This is a genomic window from Mucilaginibacter sp. PAMC 26640 (assembly GCA_001596135.1).
Classification (GTDB): domain Bacteria; phylum Bacteroidota; class Bacteroidia; order Sphingobacteriales; family Sphingobacteriaceae; genus Mucilaginibacter.
Window position 1 is genome coordinate 425,965 of sequence record CP014773.1, and the last position, 22,571, is coordinate 448,535.

Consider the following 22,571-nt stretch of genomic DNA (forward strand, 5'->3'; position numbering starts at 1 on the left):
AATCACCCGCTCACGCGCTGTTTAAACTATGATTTACCTGATTTGAGGATTTTAGAATTACGCTTCTTACTGCAATTCTAAAATCTTCATTCTACATCTGTAACTTAATTATCTGAATTCTGCGCAGCTGAAATCTGCACATTTTTCGCTACTCATCTCCCACCAGATCTTCCTTCTTTATCGTTACATTACCGGTTCGCTTCAACACGCCCCAGCCGCTTAACTCACCCTTCATTGCTTTACGAATAGCCTTGAAGAGGATATAATACATTAGCTGGCGCCAAATAAAACGTTGGGGAATAATGTAAATGAGCTTCTTATAACTTTCCTTCTCCATTTTAAAAGCAATAATGGCCACAAGGAAATCTATTACTACGAATAATACATAGTATACAATGATCTTTTCGGGCTTGTCGCCAAGCAAACCGAAGATCATCATCAGATCTGCCAGCGGGGAGAACAAGGGCAACACAATCTGGAAGATCAGGATGTTGGGCATGCCCACCATCCCAAAGAACTTATACTTTTTATTGAACAGCGCATCGCGGTTCTTCCAAAAACTTTGGATCACCCCAAAACTCCAGCGGAAACGTTGCTTCAACAGCATATTCAAGGTTTCGGGAGCTTCAGTATAGGCAACAGCCTCGGCGCTGTTTTTTACAATGTAGCCTAATTTGAGTATGCGCATAGTTAAATCGCAATCCTCAGCCAGCGTATCATAAGTAAAGCCACCGGCACGAAAAATAGCCGACTTGCGGAACGCGCCAATAGCGCCCGGCACTACCGTTATACTATTAATCAGATCGAATGCACGTCGATCCATATTCTGAGCGGTAATATACTCTATCGACTGCCAGCGGGTAACAATATTGGTTTCGTTGGCCACCTTAACGGTGCCTGCTACTGCACCAATTTCCTCATCAGTAAAGTAACTCATCAGCTGGTAAATAGCATCACTGCGCAACTGGGTATCGGCATCAATACAAACCACGTAATCGCTATTGGCATGACTGATACCAAAGTTGAGTGCAGAAGCTTTACCACCATTTGTTTTGGTAAGCACACGCACCAGTGGATGGTTTTCGTAAGCGGCCTTTACATTTTCATAGGTGTTATCCTTTGACCCGTCGTCCACAAAGATCACCTCGAAATTTGGATACTCCAGTTTCAAGAGGCTATCAATCGTTGCAGCCGCAGTAACCTCTTCATTATAGGCTGGCACTATAATACTTACCGCAGGCAGATCGGTTGGTTCAACCCTGATCTTTTTGTCTTCGTAAAACTGCCTTACCGCTAAAATACCAATGAGTACAATGCGGCCGATGGCCAAAAATATCGCCGAAAGAAATAGGTAGAAAATAAATTTATTGCCTAAGAAAAAACCTACGATTGCCACATCATAAAACCGGCCCCAAACAGTTTTATCGTCTGATGTGGGCAATGGCATCAGGTCATCTTTTGTTTTATCAAGTATATCGGCAATAGTGGTAAACTTATAACCATGGCTCTTAAAATAGTGGATGATCTCCGGCAACGCTTTTACAGTTTCTTCGCGGGTATCGCCCCCTGCATCGTGCAGCAATATCATGGATCCGTTATCTTTTTGCTTAATGGCACGTGCAACGATACTGTCTGCCGTAACGCCAGGCTGCCAATCCCATGGGTCGATGGATTCGCCGATGGTAATATAACTTTGCCTGCGGCTTTCGGCTACAGGAATAACTTCAGCACGCGTTTGCGGCTCGGCATCGGCATTAAAAGGCGGGCGGAACAAAATAGTGCTGCGTCCGGTAACAGATTCAATCAGCTTGCGGGTAGAATTAAGTTCGAGGTTTACCCGTTCGATACTTACAGTAGAAATATCAGGGTGAAAGAAAGTATGGTTGCCAATTTCATAGCCCTCATCATAGATGCGTTTTAGCAGCGGGATATTTTTCTCGGCCATAGAGCCAACAACGAAGAAAGATGCCGGCACATTTTCACGCTTAAGGATATCCAGTATCCTCGGGGTAAAGTCCGGATCGGGACCATCATCAAAGGTGAGTACAACTTTGCCCGGTTTAAGGCCGTAACGGCGAATTACGTATTTGGAAGGCAGATCGATATACTGCTGATTAGTGATTGTAAAGGTTTTAGGATCCAGTTTTACATCAATTTTACCCGTAGCTGGTTGGGTTATCAAATCCAGCACCTCGCCACCTTCGCCTGCGTAATCAATTTTGTCATTAAGGCCAACAGTGGTCAATCGTTTAATATCAACACCTGTTTTTTTAAGTGAATCTATTGACAGGTTTTTCTGAAAGAAAGTCCACAAACGGGGATCTTCCGCCCCCAGCCGCCATAATGCTACGCCGCCGGTTGCCCAGTCATCTGCCTGGCGAATGATATTGAAATTGGTAGCAGCATCGGTAAAATAAATAATGTGGTTAAAACCATCGTTACCAAGGTAATTAAAATGGAGGTTAGCCGATACCGGGTCGAAAATGATCTTACTTTTCTTTTGTTTCGCAGTACTTAATGCTTGTTGATAACCTGCTGCTACTCCTATACTATTCTCGGGCCAGTCATAACCACCTGCGGCAAAAGTAAGGATCACCTTTTCGCTAGGGATAGTAGTGCATACGTTGTCCAGAATTTCTTCTACCCAGTGCTGGTTAGAGATCTCCCCCGCATTGCTGCCATCGTAATGCTGATCTATAGCCATTACAAATATAAAGTCGTTAACATGCTGTAGCCGCTTCAGGTCATATTCTTCATCCTCTGCTACAACGTTTTGTGTAACCAGAAAACCCCTGGCGTGCATCGTAGCGTATAACTCATTCTGAAAGGCAATGAAATGCTTGCTGTTGCGGTCCTTCACATCATCCAGATCCACATTTATTCCCTGGAACTTGTAATGATCCAGCTTATCGGCAAGGCTGTTGATAAACGCTGTACGTAACTTTTTGCTGGCGAAGATGTGTTCAACTTCCGCTACATCGTAACCCCCCTTTATATTGTCGTAATTATTAAGCGTAACCAGGATCTGCTTTTTGTACTTTTTATTGAGGTTAATGAGGCCTGTATCAATTTGCACCTTTAGCGTATCCGATTTTTGACTAAATCCGAAACCCTCAGTCACCACCATATCCAGGTGTTGGATATATTGTTGCAGCGAGTTGTAAGCTTGCGGCTCCCAAGGGCGATAAAAACCCGCGTTAATGCGGTTGGCGTTGTTGGGATGTTTTAACTGGTGCAGGTGGCGCGCACGTGCAAGTTGTTGTATCTCTGCCTTTTCAATCTTAAAATCTTTGTACCGTTTGGATTTTTTTAAAGCGTCGAGGTCTTCTTTAGAGATTTTTTTTGGCGCCGGATCCAAATTTGGCAATAACGGGTATTCTGTGGAGGTTATGGTAATAGCAGCAGCTACAGCGCCAAAAATAACGAGCACTAGAAAAAACCGGCTAAGCCATTTAAAGCGGTTCCACCTGCCGGGACTGTCAGCCTGAAAGACCTGTTTGTTGGACATGAAGAGAATTTACTATAATTAGGTTATGGTTGGGCAAAAACTACAAAAGATGAATCAATGCCCCTATTTATTTTGTTCAAGAGCAGAAAAATCAACCCCACATTTGCAGTTACTGCCACAGCTTTTTTTGGCAAATAACATTTTGTAAAACAAACGGCCTATGTAAAACAAGGCTGCAATAAATAGTATTATTATAATGATTGCTTGGATGTTCATAATGCAAAATTACTCATTTATATAGACGTACAGTTATTAAAAAAAGTATAAAGCCTATTTGGCCGCGCCAAGACGAGCGCTCTATTTTAAATAACCAACTCAGGCGCCTTATATATGAATTTTGCTACACCACAATTTCAACTATAGCGTACTGATTTTTATAAAACGAATCGCTATCTATGCATAAAGGCTACTGTTCCGCCTACCCAATCAAAATCTTTATTGTAGCGCACGCCTATCATTTTTCCTTTGCTCAACCGGGCCAGGTTGATAGCGAGTGTCGGCTTCTTAGCACCATCCGGCCATAGGTATAAAAGCCTTATTTCCACTTTGACCCCAGAGTCCGGCGATTGTAATACAGGCTCGTAATTCACTTTTTCCTGCAAAATCCAGTTTTCCGGGTCGGCAATTTTTTCAATATCGCCGTCCATAATATCGATGATCACTCCTTGTCCCGCAAAACTGAAGAGTGGCTTAAGCACATAATTGTGCAGATCTTCAGGAATGATATTCACCTCGTTAAGGAACTGCGTTTTTGGGATATAATTTCCATGAAGAAACGGCATCGTAAATTTACTGATGCGGTAAAACCAGTTAGGGTGGGCAATCCACTCCACATCCAGCGGCTGACGGATATCAACCACCTTTTTAAAAATATCCGGGTCGCTTTCTATTTCGTCAAAAATCAGTCGGTTATAAATGCGGCAAATCCGCTTTTTTTCGCCGTTGGCAGCTACATAAAATAGTTGCCTACCTTCCTGGATCAGATCCGCCAGCGATACAACTGGAGTGCCGATATATCTTTGGGTGATATAAAAGTCAACAGCTGTTTTTTGGTTGGGTGCGTCTACGTCCATCAGTACCACCTCTTCGGGCTGGTAGGGCCCAACAATGGTTTGCCTTAACAGGGCAATAAAAGCACTCTTGTCCATTCCATTGAAAAAAACGGTCTGATTGCCGGGGATATTAAACGCGTGGCGGTAATTTTCTCCCAAATGCACCTGGAAACCATACAATGAAGGAAAACCCTGCAGCTCTATCAGTTTGGGTACGATGTTGCCGGCACCATCCTTACATACCCCAAAATCAAGTGCGATAAAATGCGGATGATCATTCTCATTAGGCACACGCCATTTTCCGGGTATGGCCCGCTCGGATAATTCCTTAAAATCCGCTTTGAGGATGGTGGCTACAATTTCGTCACCAGCCTGCACCAATTTATCGCGAAAATCGTCCGTTAAAAAAACCGGAGTTTCGGCAATGCGGAACTCAATGGGCTTTTTTAAACCGTCGTTAAGCGATAATAAAAACTCAGCGTACTTTTCTTCGCTAAAGTGTTGGTTGAAAGGGATTCTGAGGGATGAGTTCATAAGCAATTCATTTTCCTTATCTATATCGAATTATATTAACGACTTTTCAGCTATCAGCACATTCTTTCCCTCTTCGCTCCTCCGTTCTCAGGATGGCATTGAAGATGATGATAAGCCCAAAATCGCGCCATCCAAAAAGTTGGGGATGATGGTGCTTTGGGTATGGGCTATTTTATCCGGATCATCCAGCCGCTGCAGCATTTCTTTGTATTTGGCTTCACCATGCTCGTTTATTACCTCGTCTTTTTTATCCTCGCGCAGCAACATCGTTTTTATACCATGTGGATCTGCCTCCGGGTGAAACTGGGTAGCAATAAACTCATTTGTAAAACGAATAGCCATCAATGCACGCGGCAGATCTACATACGGCCGCTCTTTTTCTACCGCCAGTATCGTCATCCCCAGTTCGTCAAAGCGCTTTTTATCCGGGTTGATCACCTGCCAGCTGCGCGAATCTACGGTGTAGAACGGGTCATACGCACCTTGAAAAACAGGATCGTGTTTGCCTTCTCCCGTTAAATGCACGGGCAAAATACCAAACGACGGCGACCTGCGGGTATTAATATCTCCCAAGGCATATTTGCGGCACATCAGCTGAAACGAGTGACAAACAAAAAACGCATGCTTCTTTTTTCCGCTGTTCCCCAGGTTGTGATCTTCCAGTTTATCAATTAACCTGAAATATTTTTTCTCCCACTCCGTGCCATCACTATCTATCGGGCTGCCCGGGCCGCCACTTGATATATAAGCATCAAAGCCTATACCCGGTACCTGCGCTTTCCGGCGCACATCAAATACTTCGTAGCTTAGGTTAAGGCTGTGCTTAGCTTTGTAGCGTTCCAATATCTCACGGAAACCACGCATCCCCTCATTTGCCACACCATCGTACAGATCCAGTATCGCAATCTTTATTTCCGGTTTCTCTGTGTTCATCAATCCTTTTTAACCTTTTATAAGCTGCTGCAGTTGTTCAATCAATATGACTTCTACACTTCCATTTACAAAGTTAGAAAATGCAAAAGTTTTACCACCGGCATTGTATTCACCCATGTAAAAGCCTTTTATTTCTTCACCATTCTCTTTTCGGAGGGTTATTCCGTCGTTTAGTTTCAACTGCAATCCCTCAAAGCTCTGTATATCCATTAAATTCCCTTTAGTGTTTGCGATGTGATGTAATCCACCACGTCTTCAAATTTATTGTTTTGGTTGTAAATAGCCAACTGCCTGTCGGCACCTGTACCATGCTCCAATATCTTATGAACATATTGCAGTTCATCACGGCAACCCAGATCGTCTACCACGTCGTCAATAAAATCCAGTAGTTCCAGTATTAGCGCGCGGGTATTTACCTCCAGTTCTTTACCAAAATCTATCATTTTACCATCAATACCATAACGCGCTGCGCGCCATTTATTTTCATTAATGAGCGCCCTGTTATAAGTAATGAATTTCATATTAGATAACCGCAGTTTATAAAGCTTGGCGCAAATACACTGAAAAAGTGCTACCATCGTCATGGTTTCATCTATCAGCATCGGGCAATCGCAAACACGAAATTCGATGGTTTCAAAGAACGGATGTACCCTGAGATCCCACCAGATCTTCTTAGCATTATCTATACAGTTGGTTTTCACCAGCAGCTTTATATAATTATCATAATCCTCAATACTGGCAAAGTAGTCTGGTATTCCCGTTCTTGGGAATTTATCAAACACCTTGGTACGAAAAGATTTATACCCGGTGTTTCTGCCCTCCCAAAACGGCGAATTGGTGGATAATGCATAAACGTGCGGCAAAAAATACCTGGCCTGGTTGGCAATGTTAATTGCCATATCCCGCGACTGGATGCCCACATGCACATGCAAGCCAAAAATGAGGTTGGATCTAGCTGCTTCCTGCAACTCATCCACAATTTCAAAGTACCTGGGATGATCCGTGATCAGCTGGTGCTGCCAGTGTGAAAAAGGGTGCGTCCCCGCTGCACCAATCCGCAAACCCAAGTCCCCGGCCAGTTGGGCAACGGTTCCGCGCAGTTTAGTCACCTCTCTGCGGGCTTCATCGGTATTTTGGCAAATATGGGTACCTACCTCTACAACAGCCTGGTGCATTTCGGCCTTTACCTGGTCCTCGTGAATCTTCTGTGCCCCATCCACAATTTTTTGCTGATGCGATTTTAGCTCCCTGGTAACAGGGTCAATCACCATAAATTCTTCTTCAACACCTAAAGTGAAATTATTCATAATTGGTTAGGGGTTTGGTTTGATGTACCTATATTGGGTTTACTGCTTTTATCATTGTTGGGGCGTTGCCTCCGGCCAGGCTTTCCGCTCATACTGCACAGGCCTTAACCACAACGCCGGTATCCGCTACAATCCTTAACGCGGACATTTGTACCCATTGTCCGTTCCAGCGAGACCCTGAATATTGGGTCTCTACCGGGTGCTATCCACTTGTTAAACCGACGGACAATGAAAAACATTCCTGTTATTTCTTAGACTTTTTAGGCGCCGCTTCCTTAACTGCTGCTTTAGCTTTCTTCGGCTTCGGTTCCTCAATTGTTGCCACGGATACATCTTCGGCTATTGCAGCTTTTGCGGCTGCCACTAAAGGTTTTCCAGCAATCCCTGCGCGAACGTATTCGCCCCAGGTAAGATTATCCCGGTCAGCTTTTTGAGCTTTTGCACGTTCTATGGCATAGCTCGCAGAGGTTTCTACCACCCATTCAAAGTTATCCTGGCCAACGCTTGTTACTTCTGCATCCGGCGCAGGGTTACAAAAATCAATAGCATATGGAATGCCATCGCGCACCGCGAATTCAACGGTATTAAAATCGTAACCCAGGTACTGGTTCAGTTGCAATACGTACTTAGTAATAGTATCCAACATTTTTTTTGATGCCGGTGCTTTGCCATGCTCATAGCGCAGGTGGTGCGGGTTGCGAGGCTCGTATTGCATAATGCGCACATGCTTGCCGCCAATACAATAGCAGCGGAAATAGTCATCAAAGATGATCTCTTCCTGCAGCAGCATTACCAATTGCTTTGTTTGCGCAAATTTTTCCCAAAGATCCTCTTTATCAGCAATTTTATAAACATCGCGCCAGCCGCCGCCGTCGAAAGGTTTCATGTATGCCGGGAAACCCACGTAATTAAATATCGCATCCCAATCCAGCGGGAAGGCCAGGTTACGGAAAGAGCGGTCGGTAGTACTGTCCGGGTGGTCTTTTGAAGGAAGTAATACGGTTTTGGGCACAGGTACGCCCAATTTAACAGCCAGCGCGTTGTTGAAAAACTTCTCGTCTGCACTCCACCAGAAGGGGTTATTGATCACCGCCGTACCCGTGATAGCTGCGTTTTTTAGCGATGCGCGGTAGAAGGGTACATCCTGCGAAATCCTATCCACAATTACCGAGTAGCCCAGCGGCTCGCCCTGCATCATTTTATCAATGCGGACAAATTCGGCCGTGATGTTTTTTTCGGCTTTCTCGTTGATCTTATCAACAAACGCCTGAGGAAAAGAATTTTCCTGACCGAATAAGATGCCTATTTTTTTCATGCAAATGTTTTTATAATGGTTGATGTTTGTCTTTTATTTTCTCCTGCCTCTTGATTTCTTGGATCTTGACTCTTGATCTCCTGCTTCTTGATCTCCTGCTTCTTGATCTCCTGCTTCTATTTAATCGTGCTCAAATAATGCGGAAACATTTCTTTCCAGATCGGCCAGTCGTGGTTAGCGTCCGGCCTGATATCCAGCCAATGATTAATGTTTTTGGCCCGCAAAATGTTTGACATTTCTATATTATATCCCTTGCACATGTCGTGCTCTGATGTGCACAGGATAATGTTCATGCGCCACAACCATTCGTTATTGCTGCCCGGTATAAAATCTACCGGGTTGTTATAATAAACGTTTTCATCGTGGTAGCCATCGGTAAACATTTTGATATCGAACGCACCACCCATCGTAAATAGGTGCGCCACTTTTTCGGGATGTTTAAATGCAAAATTAGCTGCGTGGTAACCGCCAAAACTGCATCCTGCCATTGCTACGCGGCCAACACCGGTTTCGTGCTGCGCCCAGGGGACCAGCTCATCTAAAAGCATTTTATCGTAACGGGCATAATTGCGGGCGCGGTCTGCCGGGTGGATGCCCTTATCGTACCAGCTGCGGTCGTCGATCGTATCGGGGCAGTAGATCTTCACCAAGCCCTCCTCTACAAACCAGCGCACGCCCTCAACCAGTCCAAAGTCTTTGTTCTGATGGAAGCGGCCCTTGGTGGTCGGGAACAGGATAACCGGGTAACCCCGGTCGCCAAAAACCAGCATTTCCAGGTCCATATTTACGTTGGGTGAGTACCAGCGGTGATATTGTTCTTTCAAGATGAATTGTTTGAGAGGGTAAGTTAGCAGGTTTGTATGTAAATGTCAACAACCCTCAAAATAATCCTCACACCATCAATTTAACAGCCGGGGTGTTTCACTCCGCGAATGTGAATCGGGTGAAACACCTTTATAACTGATAATCAATAATTTGCATTTTTTAATGAAACACCTTTTTACCCGGATATTTAACTAAATCCTTTATTTACAACAAGTTGAACAATACACCTTTTAGGGATGAATCACCCGAAGTGAAACACCTGGAGTTAAAAATATGCCCATTTTCTGTGTAAATTTTACACTACTTTTCAACTAATCCTCCCCTACTTTTTCAGGGGGCCACCCTATATCAAAAAACTGCCAAATGTAAAGGCTAAGCAATTATTAGCCGATTTACCGTGGCAAATACCCTTGCTAGTCAAAATTTTAAAACTATAACCTTATTTTTGTACCCTTTATTAAATTAGCTATGTACAGATACGGTACAACAACAGAAATGATCATTACCAGGCAGGAGCTTACCATCCAATCAACCGTACTCAACCGTAATGTTACCTGCACTTTGATGCTTCCTTCGGAAGAAGGCGTGGTAGAACCCCTGCACTTATTATTATTAAACGACGGCCAGGAAATCGACAACCTTGGCCTTACCGATACCCTTGAGCATCTGTACAGCCGCAACTGCTTAAAACCTCTGCTGATAGTGGCCATTAGCGCCGGTGAGGAACGGATACAGGAGTACGGGATTGCAGGCAAACCTGATTATAAAGACCGCGGAAGCAAAGCTGACCGATATACCCAATTCATTAAAACAGAACTACTCCCGGCAATTCATGCCGAAACCGGCATCGATCAATTTGAAAGTACGGCCTTTGCCGGATTTTCGCTTGGGGGCTTATCCGCGATGGATATTGCCTGGAACAACCCAAACCTGTTTAATAAGGTGGGTGCTTTTTCCGCATCTTTCTGGTGGAGGAACAAGGATTTGGTTAAAGGCTACACCGATGCCGACCGCCTGATGCACGCGCAGCTGCGCGAAACAGCAGGGAAACCGGATCTAAAATTCTGGCTGCAAACCGGCACCAAAGATGAAATCGCCGACCGGAACAAAAATGGCATTATTGATTCGATAGATGACACGATTGATATCATCATCGAGCTGGAGAACAAAGGCTACACCCGCCCCGCCGATATCCAATACCTGGAAATATTGGGCGGCAAACACGATTGCGAAACCTGGGGCAAAGCTATGGGTAAGTTTTTGTGCTGGGCCTTTGGGAAGTAGATCCGGGACCACAAACATCTAAACGATGTTTTGAATTATTTTCTTTGCCGGCAAATATTCCACCCATGCTAGCCCAGGTTGTCGTTCCGAATTAATTTCGGCATCTCATCTGCTAAGTGAGCCGGCTCTGATTTCACCCATCCTACCCCAGGTCGTCGTGCCGAATTTATTTCGGCATCTCATATGCTAGGTAACCAGCCTTGCGATCACCCGTCCTGTGGGGTGCCGATATGCATCGGCATGACGACTATTTTGAAGAGTAGAATTTATTTCGGCATCTCATCTGCGAAGTGGCCCGGCTCTGATCTCACCCACCCTACCCCACGCCGTCGTGCCGAATTTATTTCGGCATCTCATCTGCTAGGTAACCAGCCTTGCGATTACCCGTCCTGTGGGGTGCCGATATGCATCGGCATGACGACTATTTTAAATGGTGCCGAATTTATTCCGGCTTCTCACCTGCTAGTGGCCCGGCTCTGATTTCACCCATCCTACCCCACGCCGTCGTGCCGAATTTATTTCGGCATCTCATATTCTAGGTAACCAGCCTTGCGATCACCCGTCCTGTGGGGTGCCGATATGCATCGGCATGACGACTATTTTGAAGAGTAGAATTTATTTCGGCATCTCATCTGCGAAGTGGCCCGGCTCTGATCTCACCCACCCTACCCCACGCCGTCGTGCCGAATTTATTTTGGCATCTCATATGTTAGGTAACCAGCCTTGCGATTACCCGTCCCGTGGGGTGCCGATATGCATCGGCATGACGACTGTTTAATTTCGCATCTGCTAAGTAGCCAGCCTTGCGATTACCCGTCCGGTGGGGTGCCGATATGCATCGGCATGACGACTATCTAATGTCGCACCCGCTAAGTCTCCAGCTTTGCGATCACCCGTCCTGTGGGGTGCCGTTATGCATCGGCATGACGACTATTTTGAATGGTGCCGAATTTTTTTCGGCATCTCAACTTGTATGATTACTATCCAAATCCCCGTCTACCCAAAACTTTTCTGCAAGCCCCTTGTTTTTATGAACAATGTTCATTTAATTTGCATCGTATAACACGATGACCATCGCCGACCGTAAAGTAAAAGATAAAGAACACCTGAAGACGCTGATCTTAAACAGCGCCCGGAGGTTGTTCGTGGAAAAAGGCGTGGCGCAAACTACCATTCGCAGCATAGCACAGCATATCGACTATAGCGTAGGTACCGTTTATATTTACTTTAAGGATAAAAATGCCATTCTGAACGAGCTGCATATCCAGGGTTTTGCACAGCTCAGCGGCAAATTTGATGTACTGCGGCATGTGGCAGACCCAATGGAACGGCTGATTGCCATGGGCAGGCTCTACATCAATTTTGCATTGGAAAACCCCGATATGTACGATTTGATGTTTAGCCTTAAAGCGCCGATGGAAGTGATAAATGATGCCAAAGAAGAAGATTGGAAAGAAGGCACCAACGCTTTTGCATTTTTAAAAGCCACCGTGGAGCAATGCATTAGCCAGCATCATTTTAAAGGTCACCAGCCCGAGCCGCTTACCTTCATGATCTGGGGCTTGGTTCATGGCATGTGCAGTCTGCATATCAGCGACCGGGCGAATGGCGTTCGGCTCAGCAATGCCGATAAAATTGTGCAGGCCGGCTTTGAAGAATTTGTAACCATCCTTAAAAAGCTATAACCTTTTTTTTGCCATTTAAATGAACATTGTTCATATAATAAACAAAGATTATAAAAGAATTAATTAACCATAAAAAAATAAAACCAACATCATGAACAGCTTCCTAATCACCCTCAAATTCCGTAACGAACCTTTGTTCATTTTCGGATTGCTGTGCTTCATTACCGCCATTGCACTGGCTGTTGCTTCCAGGGCAAATCCTTTTCAGGTGGCCGGCACCAATGCCTGGTACAAGCCTGTTAAATTTGCATTGTCGATAGGTATCTTCTGCTGGACCATGGGCTGGTTTACCGGCTACCTCAACCTGCCCTGGCAGGTAACAATTTACAATTGGGTCACCATCAGCGTTTTAGGATTCGAGCTGGTGTATATCACCTGGCAGGCAGCGCGCGGCCAGCTTTCCCATTTTAACCGAAGCACGCCTTTATATGCTGCTCTTTACGGTGCAATGGCATTTGCCGCCTCGGCGGTTACGCTGCACACGGCTTACATCGGCTTGCTCTTTTGCACCAAAACCTTCCCGCAATTGCCCGACTATTACCTCTGGAGCATCCGGCTGGGTATCTTCCTGTTTGTCATCTTTGCCTTTGAAGGCGCAATAATGGGCGGGAGAATGGCACATACCATTGGCGGGCCTGATGGTAGCGGCGGCCTCCCCTTCCTCAACTGGAGCCGCCGGTTTGGCGATCCGCGAATTGCGCACTTCATAGGCATGCATGCGCTGCAGGTGTTGCCCTTGTTGGCCTTTTACCTGCTGAAGGATGTGAAGCTGACCTGGTTGGCGGCGGTGGTTTATGGGGTAATTGCGATGTTGCTATTGGCGCAGGCTTTAAATGGGAGGCCGTTGGTGAGGGCCTGAAAAATGATTTTGGAACGAAGGATTTTCATGATTGCATTTTCTCGGTGGCTGGCGCACGAGTGGTTGGCTCCAACTTAGCTTGATAACATTAGCCATTGCAAATTATTGAAAATCGGATGTTTCGACATGTATCCGTCTGTTTTGTTATTTTTGCTAAATCGTTTGTTAAGCTAAATAAATGAAGGAATTCGCTGACTTCATCAGGTCAAAAATTGCTGTCGAAGATCAGGAAATGGAGATCATTCTCTCCAATTTTAAAATTAAAAAAGTCAAGAAAGGGCAACTGGTATTGAAACGCGGCCAGATCGCGCAGCAATACTTTTTTATAAAGTCGGGTGCGCTTCGATTCTTTTTCGGGCAGTTCGATGATCAGCTTACAGCGTGGGTGGTATTTCAAAACGAATTTTTTACCGAGATCTCCAGCCTTAATCCTCAAAAACCAACCAGGTTCAACATAGAAGCGATAGAAGATACCGAACTCATCTATATTGACAAGCCGGAAATGGAAAGGCTGTACAAACAACTGCCGGCATGGCAGGAATTTGGCCGCATAACCTGGGAAGCCATGGCTGTCAGGATGATCGACCAGATCATCAGTTTTCAAACCTTATCTGCCGAAGAGCGCTACCTGGAGTTTATGGCAAAAACAGAAATGATCAAAAGAGTTCCGGTTAAACAGATCGCCTCTTATCTGGGCATTACCCCCAACGCGTTAAGCAGGATCAGGAAAAACGTCAAATAATTGATTAACTACCAAATGGTAGTTTTTGCCGCCTTATTCGTCCATAGTTTTGCATCATCAATCAACGATGCAAATGAAAAAACCAATATTGGTAGCAGGAGCTACAGGTAATCTCGGTCATAAAATATGCCGGGCACTCATTAAACAAAATGTCCCCGTCAGGGCACTTGTTCGTGAAGGAAGCGACCCGGAAAAAATTAAAGCGCTTGAGCAATTGGGTGTGGATGTTTTTAAGGTCAACCTATCCAATGAACAGGAACTAATCGGCGCCTGCAATGGTGTTTCCTGTGTAATTTCTGCCCTTGCAGGGCTTCACACTGTAATTATTGATGCGCAAACCAAAATCTTAAACGCGGCTGTTGCTGCCGGAGTTCCCCGTTTTATCCCCTCAGATTTTTCTACTGATTTTACGCTGATGCCCTCCGGTGAAAACAGAAATTTTGACCTGCGGAAAGAATTTGAAGAGACACTTAATAAAAGCCCTATCCGGGCCACCTCTATATTCAACGGCGCTTTCGCTGATATCCTGAGGTACAATACACCACTCTTTAATACCAAAACAAAATCCGTTGCTTATTATGAGGATAAGGCCGACTGGAAAATTGATTTCACGACAATGGACGACACAGCTGCCTACACGGCAATGGCCGCAATGGATGCAAATGCGCCAAGATCGTTAAGGATCGCCAGCTTCCGGGTGAGCCCCAATGACCTGATTAGTTTAAGCGAACAACATAAAGGATCAAAATTTCAGCTAACTGCTATGGGCTCAATGGAAAACTTTTCGGCCTACAACAAAACACAGCGGGCAGCCCACCCCGACGGAGAAAACGAACTCTATCCTAAATGGCAGCAGGCGCAATACCTCTATAGTATGCTTTTAGTTCATCACCCCGGGTTGGACAATAACCGGTATGACGTTTTAAACTGGTCATCAGCCGAATCAAATATTTAAAAAGACAAATATGAATAACGAAGAACTAAAAGTGACTGATCCCTATTCCGATGAAGAACTCATCAAACAGTGGCCCGGATTTGAAAACAAATATGCTACCGTTAACGGTGTGGATTTACATTATGTGGAAGGTGGAAGCGGTAAACCTTTGATCTGCCTTCCGGGCTGGCCACAAACCTGGTACTCTTATCGAAACATAGCACCGGCACTCGCGGAAAATTACCGGGTGATCGTTGTAGACATTCGTGGAATGGGTACCTCCGGGAAGCCCGAATCGGGTTATGATAAAAAAACCATGGCTAAAGATATTTATGAACTTATCCGGCAGCTGGGCCTGGAAAAAGTTCATTTACTTGGCCACGATATTGGCGGTATGGTTGCTATGAGCACTGCATTTAACTATCCAGAAAGCATTGACAAATTAGTGATCATGGATGGGGCGCATCCCAGTGAAGGCATGCTGAAAATGCCTCTAATACCAGCATTAGGTACTTTTAAGGAAAAAATGACAGGCGAAGCGCAGTATGTATGGTGGATGGGCTTCAACCAGGTAAAAGGCTTGCCGGAGCAGCTACTGGAAGGAAGATTCCGGTATTTGCTGGACTGGTTATTTGCTTACGTCATGATAGATGAAACCAAACTATCAACCTTTGAAAGGGAGGTATATACTTCGGTTTATAATGAAAAAGAAAACATTCGCGCTTCAAATGCCTGGTACCAATCCTTTACACAGGATATTGAGGACGGTAAAACTTATCAGCCATTAACCATGCCTGTTTTAGGCATTGGCAGCAATGTAAGTTATAATTTCATGAAAATGGGGCTACCATATGTTGCCAAGAATTGTAATGTAGTAGGAATGTTGGAAAGCGGCCATTACATGAATGAGGAGCACCCCGAGAAAGTGCTTGAAATCATTAAACCATTTTTGAATTAATGAGCGTTAAATTTGGGGGAGTTGACTTTTAGCTGGTGGAACTAATCCTGATTACTTAGCAGGTGGGATGCTAATTTAAAGTCGGAAGGAGAACTTTAAATAGCCGTCCAACCGATGCATATCGGCACCCCAAAGGACGGATGAACGCAAAGCTGGAGACTTAGCAGGACGGATGAACGCAAAGCTGGAGACTTAGCAGATGAGATGCCGAAATAAATTCGGCACGACGGCTTGGGGTAGGATGGGTTAACTCAGAGCCAGCTCACAAGCCGGTAAGATGGCGAAATAGATTCGGCATTAGTTAAAATAGCCGTCGTGCCGATGCATATCGGCACCCCACATGACAGGTGAACGCAAAGCTGGAAACCTAGCAGGACGGATGAACGCAAAGCTGAAGACTTAGCTGGTGAGATGCCGAAATAAATTCGGCACGACGGCTTGGGGTAGGACGGGTTAACTCAGAGCCGGATCACAAGCCGGTGAGATGCCGAAATAATTTCGGCATTAGTTAAAATAGCCATCATGCTGATGCATATCGGCACCCAACAAGACAGGTGATCACAAAGCTGGAGACTTAGCAAGTGGACATTAGATAGCCGTCATGCCGATGCATATCGGCACCTCACAGGACGGATGAACGCAAGGCTGGAGACTTAGCAGGCGAGACATTAGATAGCCGTCATGCCGATGCATATCGGCACCCCACAAGACAGGTGATCACCAGGCTGGAGACTTAGCCGGACGGATGAATGCAAAGCTGAAGACTTAGCAGATGAGGTGCCGAAATAAATTCGGCACGACGGCTTGGGGTAGGACGGATTAACTCAGAGCCGGATCACAAGCCGGTGAGATGCCGAAATAATTTCGGAATTAGTTAAAATAGCCGTCATGCCGATGCATATCGGCACCTCACAGGACGGATGAACGCAAAGCTGGAGACTTAGCAAGTGGACATCAGATAGCCATCATGCCGATGCATATCGGCACCCCACAAGACAGGTGCTCACAAGGCTGGAGACTTAGCAAGAACGACATTAAACACCCGTCATGCCGATGCATATCGGCACCCCACAGGACGGATGAACGCAAAGCTGGAGACTTAGCAGGCGAGACATTAGATAGCCGTCATGCCGATGCATATCGGCACCCCACAAGACAGGTGATCACCAGGCTGGAGACTTAGCCGGACGGATGAATGCAAAGCTGAAGACTTAGCAGATGAGATGCCGAAATAAATTCGGCACGACGGCTTGGGGTAGGACGGATTAACTCAGAGCCGGATCACAAGCCGGTGAGATGCCGAAATAATTTCGGAATTAGTTAAAATAGCCGTCATGCCGATGCATATCGGCACCTCACAGGACGGATGAACGCAAAGCTGGAGACTTAGCAAGTGGACATCAGATAGCCATCATGCCGATGCATATCGGCACCCCACAAGACAGGTGATCACCAGGCTGGAGACTTAGCAAGAACGACATTAAACACCCGTCATGCCGATGCATATCGGCACCCCACAGGACGGATGAACGCAAAGCTGGAGACTTAGCAAGTGGACATTAGATAGCCGTCATGCCGATGGATATCGGCACCTCACAGGACGGATGAACGCAAAGCTGGAGACTTAGCAAGTGGACATTAGATAGCCATCATGCCGATGGATATCGGCACCTCACAGGACGGATGAACGCAAGGCTGGAGACTTAGCCGGACGGATGAACGCAAAGCTGGAGACTTAGCAAGTGGACATTAGATAGCCGTCATGCCGATGCATATCGGCACCTCACAGGACGGATGAACGCAAGGCTGGAGACTTAGCAGGCGAGACATTAGATAGCCGTCATGCCGATGCATATCGGCACCCCACAAGACAGGTGATCACCAGGCTGGAGACTTAGCCGGACGGATGAATGCAAAGCTGAAGACTTAGCTGGTGAGATGCCGAAATAAATTCGGCACGACGGCTTGGGGTAGGACGGGTTAACTCAGAGCCGGATCACAAGCCGGTGAGATGCCGAAATAATTTCGGCATTAGTTAAAATAGCCGTCATGCCGATGCATATCGGCACCCCAAAGGACGGATGAACGCAAAGCTGGAGACTTAGCAAGTGGACATTAGATAGCCATCATGCCGATGCATATCGGCACCCCATTTTTGTCAAACTCTTGGATCTAACTGTCTTGACGCTAACTTCCATTGTAACGCCGCTGTAATTTCTTAACACCCATCACTTTTCCCTTGCTGTTGTTTTAAAATCTCATATATTAAACGTACCTTTGCGCCAAATTTAGAGGCCGCATTTTATGCAAAAAATAAGAAATATAGCGATCATCGCTCACGTTGACCACGGTAAAACCACTTTGGTTGACAAGATTTTACACAGTTGCGCTATCTTCCGCGATGGGCAGGAGACTGGTGAATTGATATTGGATAACAACGACCTGGAACGTGAACGTGGTATTACCATCGTATCAAAAAACGTTTCGGTAATGTATAAAGATGTTAAGATCAACATCATTGATACCCCTGGTCACGCCGACTTTGGCGGAGAGGTTGAGCGTGTATTGAAAATGGCTGATGGCGTTTTATTACTTTGCGATGCATTTGAAGGCGCTATGCCTCAAACCCGCTTTGTAACCCAAAAGGCTTTGGCTTTAGGCTTAAAACCAATTGTGGTGGTTAACAAAGTGGATAAAGAGAACTGCCGCCCTGAAGAGGTTTACGAGCAGATCTTTGAATTATTCTTTAACCTGGAGGCTACCGAAGAGCAACTGGATTTCCCGGTGATCTACGGATCGAGCAAACAAGGCTGGATGAGTACCGACTACAAAAAACCTACTGAAGATATTTTCCCGTTGATGGATGCTATTTTGGAGAACATTCCACCGGCACCTATCAATGAAGGTACTTTGCAGATGCAGATCACTTCGTTAGATTATTCTTCTTTCGTTGGCCGTATCGCAATTGGCCGTGTTGCACGTGGTACCGTTAAAGAAAACCAACCGGTTTCTTTGGTAAAACGCGATGGCACGATCCAAAAAACACGTATCAAAGAACTTTACACTTTTGAAGGATTGGGTAAAGTAAAAGCTACATCGGTTAACGCCGGTGATATTTGCGCGGTTGTTGGTATTGAAGGTTTCGACATTGGTGATACCATTGCCGATTTCGATCAGCCGGAACAACTGGCCGTTATTAAAATTGACGAGCCAACCATGAACATGCTGTTCACCATTAATACTTCACCGTTTTTTGGTAAAGAAGGCAAGTTTGTAACGTCACGCCACTTACGCGATCGTTTGTACAAAGAGATGGAAAAAAACCTGGCGCTGAAGGTTGTTGAAACCGAATCGCCTGATTCATACCTGGTGTATGGCCGTGGTATTCTCCATTTATCTGTATTGATCGAGACCATGCGTCGCGAAGGTTACGAATTGCAGGTTGGCCAGCCACAGGTGATCATCAAAGAAATTGATGGTGTAAAATGCGAGCCGGTAGAAACCCTGATTGTAGATGTACCGGGCGAAGTTGCAGGTAAAGTAATTGAGCTGGTAACACAGCGCAAAGGCGATTTGTTAGTAATGGAGCCAAAAGGCGATTTACAACACTTAGAGTTTGATATCCCTGCACGTGGTATCATCGGTTTACGTAACAACGTATTAACAGCAACTGGTGGCGAGGCGATTATGGCCCACCGCTTTAAAGCATACGAACCATGGAAAGGCCAGATCCCTGGTCGTGCAAATGGTGTATTGGTATCTATGGATACCGGTAAAACTACTGCTTTCGCTATCGATAAGTTACAGGATCGTGGCAGGTTCCACATCGATCCGGGAACTGACGTTTACGAAGGCCAGGTTTTAGGCGAGCACATCCGCGATAACGATTTGGTGATCAACTTAACCAAGGGCAAGCAGTTAACCAACATGCGTGCATCTGGTAGTGATACCAACGTTCGTATTGCACCTGCTATTAAATTTTCTCTGGAAGAATCGATGGAGTACATCCAGGCTGACGAGTACATTGAGGTAACACCGCTAAGTATCAGGATGCGTAAGATCTACCTGAACGAAAACGAAAGAAGGATCAACGCCAAAAAATTCCAGGCACAATAATTTGGATGCAAGGAACGGGAAGAAATTTCCTATCTTGAAATCTGATGCTATAAACAAGCAAAAAGCCCCGACAAAATCGGGGCTTTTTGCTGTTTTGTAGGGTTTGGAACAGGTAGGCTAGGACAGCGTAGAGGGGACTCACCCCGGGTTCGCTTACGCTGCCCGAACCTCTCTCCGCTTTGCGGAAAGAAGGTGAAAAGCAATTTGACCCTTTTTTGTTACACCCTCTTTGCTTGGCGTAGAGTGGACTCACCCCGGGGTCGCTGCGCTGCCCGACCCTCTCTCCGCTTTGCGGAAAGAAGGTAAAGCAATTTTCAAAAGTTTCCTTGCTTGGCAGAGAGTGGACTCACCCCGGGGTCGCTGCGCTGCCCGAACCTCTCTCCGCTTTGCGGAAAGAAAGTGAAAAGCAATTTTCAAAAGTTTCCTTGCTTGGCGTAGAGTGGACTCACCCCGGGGTCGCTGCGCTGCCCGACCCTCTCTCCGCTTTGCGGAAAGAAGGTGAAAAGCAATTTGCCACTTTTGTTACACTGTTACACCCTCTTTGCGAAGCAGAGAGGGTCGACCAGCGGAGCGGATTCGGGGTGAGTTAATACGATATACCTTTGAATCTTATCTACGAATTCAATGCGTATACAATAATATTTACCCCAAACTTGGTATTATCCTCCGCCAGGAAGCGCTTGTTACGGAAGTCGTAGTCCCATTCGCAGCCGTAATCTTTGCTGCTGTACAATACGCCGATGCGGCCATTGATCTCGATGGCTTTTAGGTAATCATGCACCAGGTCGTCGCCCCAGCCGTTGAGTTCGAACGTGGTGGTAGGCGGGCCTTTGTCGAAAGCAAAAAACGAATGGTAAATTTTATGGTTATTGGGGATCTTCTTTAAAGCCGCCGGGCCAAACAGTGCAGCCATCTGCGCCTCGAAGGATTTAGCGAAAAGGCCGTCGATATCGTGGTTGCAGTCATCTACCAGCACGAAGCCGCCGTTTTGTATATACTTTTTAAAATTGGCTTTTTCCTGCGCGTCAAACTGCACCAGTTTATGCCCGCTGAGGTAACAGAATGGGTAATTGAAAATTTCATCGCTGCTGAGGGGGATTACCTTTTCATGCGGATCGATAGGGATAGTTGTATATTCCACGAGCGAATTGAGCAGGTTGGATGGCATGCGCTGATCGGTATCCCAATCGCCGCTATGGTAGCTTAACCTGGTAAAAGTAAATTTAGATCCGTATGCCATTTGTTGCAAAACCCTAAAATTAGGATAAAATTATTGCCGTTTGTGATTATAAAACAACCAAGGTTGTAAAGTTTTAGATACTTTGTTGTGTTTTTGTTAAAAAATTAGAGGATTTACTTAAAAGGGTGATATATTGTGATGGGATTAGTTGGCTTATCCTTTAAAATAGCAATGTGTTTAAAATCCATCGCTCAAATGGGTTCGCCGACTTAAATCATTAGCAATAAAGACTAAAAATTTGGAACTAACCGAAAATAATATCAAAGCCCTGCTGGCGAAGTTGCCGAAGTTGAAAGATGAGATCCAAAAGGTGATTGTGGGGCAGGATCATATCCTGGACGAGTTACTGGTTGCTTTCCTGGCCGGGGGCCATTGCCTGCTGGAGGGCGTGCCCGGACTGGCGAAAACACTGATCGTTAAAACCATGTCGCAGGCCTTGCACTTGTCGTTCAGGCGCATCCAGTTTACGCCGGATCTGATGCCGACGGATATCATAGGTACCGAGATCCTGGAAGAGGACCATGCCACCGGCAAGCGTTTCTTCAAATTCAATAAAGGACCATTATTTGCCAACATTATTTTGGCGGATGAGATCAACCGTACGCCGCCAAAAACACAGTCGGCACTGCTGGAAGCCATGCAGGAGTTTGAAGTAACTTACGGCGGGCAAACTTATCCGCTGGATAAACCTTTCTTCATCCTTGCAACCCAAAACCCGATTGAGCAGGCCGGTACCTATCCCCTGCCCGAAGCACAGCTCGACCGGTTCTTATTACTGATAAAAATTGGCTACCCAACCGAACAGGAAGAATTTGCAATATTGAACCGCACCACTGGTACCAAAAAAGCCGATGTGCAGGCGGTGATCACCGCCGAAGAAATTACGCAGGCGCAGGCATTAGTAAGGCAAGTAACCATCAACGAGGACCTGACACGCTACGTGAGCCAGGTGATCCGAGCAACCCGCCCCGATACCACCGAAGTGGCCTACGTAAAAGAATGGGTACGCTGGGGTGCAGGCCCGCGGGCCGGGCAGGCGCTCATCTTAACGGCGAAAGCACGGGCACTTTTAAAAGGGCGCTACAGCGTTTTGATGGAGGATATCCATGCCATGGCCCCGGCGGTATTAAGGCACCGCATCCTGACGAATTTTAAGGCGGAAGCCGAAGGGATCACATCAGACAGGGTTACGGAAGAACTGATCAAAGTAATAGAACGCAAAACCGGGCGCTAACCGGGCATTGGTTCCGACCAAATCCGAAATCCGAAAATCCGATAG

Annotated in this window: 17 protein-coding genes; 9 read left to right on the plus strand and 8 right to left on the minus strand. The window is 45.9% G+C overall.

What is annotated here, in order from left to right; genetic code table 11:
• Window positions 1–148 precede the first annotated feature (148 nt).
• The 7 genes from A0256_01895 to A0256_01925 all read right to left on the minus strand — a co-directional run bounded on the left by A0256_01895 (window position 149) and on the right by A0256_01925 (window position 9,473).
• Complete coding sequence (locus tag A0256_01895; protein ID AMR30258.1) at window positions 149–3,508, minus strand: glycosyl transferase family 2; 3,360 nt, start codon at window positions 3,506–3,508, stop codon at window positions 149–151.
• A 389-nt stretch (window positions 3,509–3,897) separates the two neighbouring features.
• Window positions 3,898–5,094 carry a hypothetical protein gene (locus A0256_01900; protein AMR30259.1) on the minus strand — a complete coding sequence of 399 codons (1,197 nt, stop codon included), beginning with the start codon at window positions 5,092–5,094 and terminating at the stop codon, window positions 3,898–3,900.
• A gap of 87 nt (window positions 5,095–5,181) precedes the next feature.
• Window positions 5,182–6,027 carry a GMP synthase gene (locus A0256_01905; protein AMR30260.1) on the minus strand — a complete coding sequence of 282 codons (846 nt, stop codon included), beginning with the start codon at window positions 6,025–6,027 and terminating at the stop codon, window positions 5,182–5,184.
• Between the two features lie 9 nt (window positions 6,028–6,036).
• Complete coding sequence (locus tag A0256_01910) at window positions 6,037–6,237, minus strand: hypothetical protein (GenBank protein AMR30261.1); 201 nt, start codon at window positions 6,235–6,237, stop codon at window positions 6,037–6,039.
• Window positions 6,237–7,334, minus strand: a complete 1,098-nt coding sequence (locus A0256_01915; protein ID AMR30262.1) for a carboxylate--amine ligase — start codon at window positions 7,332–7,334, stop codon at window positions 6,237–6,239. Before A0256_01915 ends, A0256_01910 begins: the two co-directional genes overlap by 1 nt.
• 244 nt (window positions 7,335–7,578) lie before the next feature.
• Entirely contained in the window at window positions 7,579–8,649 is a 1,071-nt protein-coding gene (locus A0256_01920) for a glutathione synthase (protein ID AMR30263.1), read from the minus strand.
• A gap of 116 nt (window positions 8,650–8,765) precedes the next feature.
• A complete protein-coding gene (locus tag A0256_01925) occupies window positions 8,766–9,473 on the minus strand; it encodes an esterase (GenBank protein AMR30264.1) in 708 nt (235 codons plus the stop codon).
• Between the two features lie 469 nt (window positions 9,474–9,942).
• Between A0256_01925 and A0256_01930 the strand changes: the two genes are divergently transcribed.
• From A0256_01930 to A0256_01965, 8 genes are all read left to right on the plus strand, one after another.
• The gene (locus A0256_01930; protein ID AMR30265.1) at window positions 9,943–10,758 is read left to right on the plus strand and encodes an esterase; all 816 of its coding nucleotides are present in this window, start codon (window positions 9,943–9,945) and stop codon (window positions 10,756–10,758) included.
• Between the two features lie 1,067 nt (window positions 10,759–11,825).
• Window positions 11,826–12,443, plus strand: coding sequence for a TetR family transcriptional regulator (locus A0256_01935; protein AMR30266.1), 618 nt, complete (start codon window positions 11,826–11,828; stop codon window positions 12,441–12,443).
• Window positions 12,444–12,534: 91 nt separating this feature from the next.
• Window positions 12,535–13,302, plus strand: coding sequence for a hypothetical protein (locus A0256_01940; GenBank protein ID AMR30267.1), 768 nt, complete (start codon window positions 12,535–12,537; stop codon window positions 13,300–13,302).
• 178 nt (window positions 13,303–13,480) lie between these two features.
• On the plus strand, window positions 13,481–14,044 hold the full coding sequence (locus tag A0256_01945) for a Crp/Fnr family transcriptional regulator (protein ID AMR30268.1): 564 nt from the start codon (window positions 13,481–13,483) through the stop codon (window positions 14,042–14,044).
• 73 nt (window positions 14,045–14,117) lie between these two features.
• Window positions 14,118–14,999 (plus strand): NmrA family protein, encoded by an 882-nt coding sequence (locus A0256_01950; GenBank protein ID AMR30269.1) that lies wholly within the window; start codon window positions 14,118–14,120, stop codon window positions 14,997–14,999.
• A gap of 10 nt (window positions 15,000–15,009) precedes the next feature.
• Window positions 15,010–15,936 (plus strand): alpha/beta hydrolase, encoded by a 927-nt coding sequence (locus tag A0256_01955; protein ID AMR30270.1) that lies wholly within the window; start codon window positions 15,010–15,012, stop codon window positions 15,934–15,936.
• 2,304 nt (window positions 15,937–18,240) lie between these two features.
• Entirely contained in the window at window positions 18,241–20,052 is a 1,812-nt protein-coding gene (locus A0256_01960) for a GTP-binding protein TypA (GenBank protein AMR30271.1), read from the plus strand.
• Window positions 20,053–20,378: 326 nt separating this feature from the next.
• Window positions 20,379–20,642, plus strand: coding sequence for a hypothetical protein (locus A0256_01965; protein ID AMR30272.1), 264 nt, complete (start codon window positions 20,379–20,381; stop codon window positions 20,640–20,642).
• 23 nt (window positions 20,643–20,665) lie between these two features.
• On the opposite strand, the gene A0256_01970 is transcribed toward A0256_01965, so the two are convergent.
• Window positions 20,666–21,292, minus strand: coding sequence for a twin-arginine translocation pathway signal (locus tag A0256_01970; protein AMR30273.1), 627 nt, complete (start codon window positions 21,290–21,292; stop codon window positions 20,666–20,668).
• Between the two features lie 238 nt (window positions 21,293–21,530).
• Between A0256_01970 and A0256_01975 the strand changes: the two genes are divergently transcribed.
• Window positions 21,531–22,526, plus strand: a complete 996-nt coding sequence (locus A0256_01975) for an AAA family ATPase (protein AMR30274.1) — start codon at window positions 21,531–21,533, stop codon at window positions 22,524–22,526.
• The last annotated feature ends 45 nt before the right edge of the window (window positions 22,527–22,571 follow it).